This window comes from Streptococcus sp. 4886, from assembly GCF_013276485.1.
GTDB lineage: Bacteria > Bacillota > Bacilli > Lactobacillales > Streptococcaceae > Streptococcus.
The window spans coordinates 1-1742 of record NZ_VMLD01000035.1 but is presented as its reverse complement, the minus strand read 5'-3'; the positions used below and the strand labels follow the sequence as shown (position 1 = coordinate 1742).

Sequence of the window (1742 nt, the reverse complement as noted above, 5' to 3'; positions counted from 1 at the left end):
TGTTTTGTCATAGTAGACCTCATTTCTAACTCAAACGTCTCACACTTAATTCCACCATAAAAATCCGTTTTAGACTAATTTCCACTTCGGTTAGGTAAGTGGAAGTTACTTTGAGAAGTTAGAGATTTGAAAAAAGGGTAAATTCCCAAACTAACTTCCACCGCTAATCCAAGTGGAAGTTAGTGTGATAAAAATCGTAAAAACCAGTGAGAATCCGTGTCAGGGTAAGTTCCACTGGTTTTACTCATGCTTGATTTCATCGCTTTTGTAACCAAAATGAATCGAAAAAAAGAGCGCACAAAATCCCCTCATCTGAAAGCGTTTCAGATTAAGTTCCGCTATGGTGGAAGTTAGTGTAAGACGTTTGAATGGGGTTAAAGATTAGTTTTTAGAACTTATGTTGGAGTAATTTAGACGACTGACAGACGTCTTCTGCAGGTATTTTAGAAATACCTAGAAGTTTAGGAATCTCTTCTCCATAGGTAAAGGCAAAGAGTTCATAAGCTGACTTTCCATTTAAAGCAGCGCGTTTGACGCTGTTGACATGAGAACAAACGAGATTGATGTCCTCTTGAGTTAAGTTGTCAAAAGAAGTTCCTTTAGGTAGAATGTCGCGAATCAGCGTGTGATTTTTCTCAATTCTGCCTTTCTGGTCAGAGCGATTAGGGTCACAAAAGAAGAGTTTACTCTCTCCTCGCACATCCATTTCGATATCATCGACCCTGGCAAACTATCCACCATTATCTGTCAGGATGACAGGGAAGAGTTGGAAGAAATCTTTGTCAGCTTGGTGAAGAGTGTTCTTGATGTCATAGAGGTGTTTGGTAACCTCAAGAGCAGTTTTATTATCCAGCAGTCTAGCGAAGATAAAGTTACAGAAAGATAGATTGAAGGTGAGTAGGACTTTACCTCCCATCCTGCCCATAACTGTATCCATTTCCAGCCAAGAGTTCAGTTGCTTAAGAGCCAAATAATTTAGGAAATCCTCATAGGAACGCCCTTTTTTGTCTTCTTTAGGGATGGAAGGTAGATTATTTTTCCGTCTTTCTTTGAATTTAACGGCTCTGACTAGGTCAATAGGAGCGATAGATAGGTATCCTTTTCGGATGTGCCGATAGACGGTTGAGGAGCTGACATCAAGATTGTGAGTTTTCAGAATATGATAGATGTGTTGTCCCTTTTTAACCCCATCAGAAATGACTTTGTCCATGTCCCAGAAGGTCTTGGAATTGAGGGGAGTTCCTTCACGAGCTTCTCCAAGAGTTTGTTCGTATTGTTTTTGAGCTTGCTTAGCGAGGTAGAAGATCTTCTTATAGCCACAATTCTGTCTTCTTTTAGGGCAGCCGTTACAGACAAAGGGAGCTTTGTCGAGTAGAGGGCAAGGAAGGTTATGGCATGTAGACTCTCGGACTTGTCTGTTTCGTTTGACTTCTTTAGAAACAGTAGTCGGGTCTTTTAGAATGGATTGTCCAATAGCTTTGAAGGTTTCACTGCGCTCTAAACCTAATTGGATATCATTACGGTCTGAAAGGGTAAGGTGTTTATGTTTTGTCATAGTAGACCTCGTTTCTAACTCAAACGTCTCACACTTAATTCCACCATAAAAATCCGTTTTAGACTAATTTCCACTTTGGTCAGGTAAGTGGAAGTTATTTTGAGAAGTTAGCGATTTGAAAAAAGTAAAAAAATTTTAAAAAAGGTGTTGACAAAGTTAGAAAAGCCTGTATAATAGTAAGAGTTGA

General features: G+C 39.3%; 1 pseudogene. It reads right to left on the bottom strand.

The features are described 5' to 3' along the window. Nucleotides 1–388 precede the first annotated feature (388 nt). Nucleotides 389–1555: pseudogene (locus HT679_RS10830) on the bottom strand (IS30 family transposase). Nucleotides 1556–1742 lie beyond the last annotated feature (187 nt).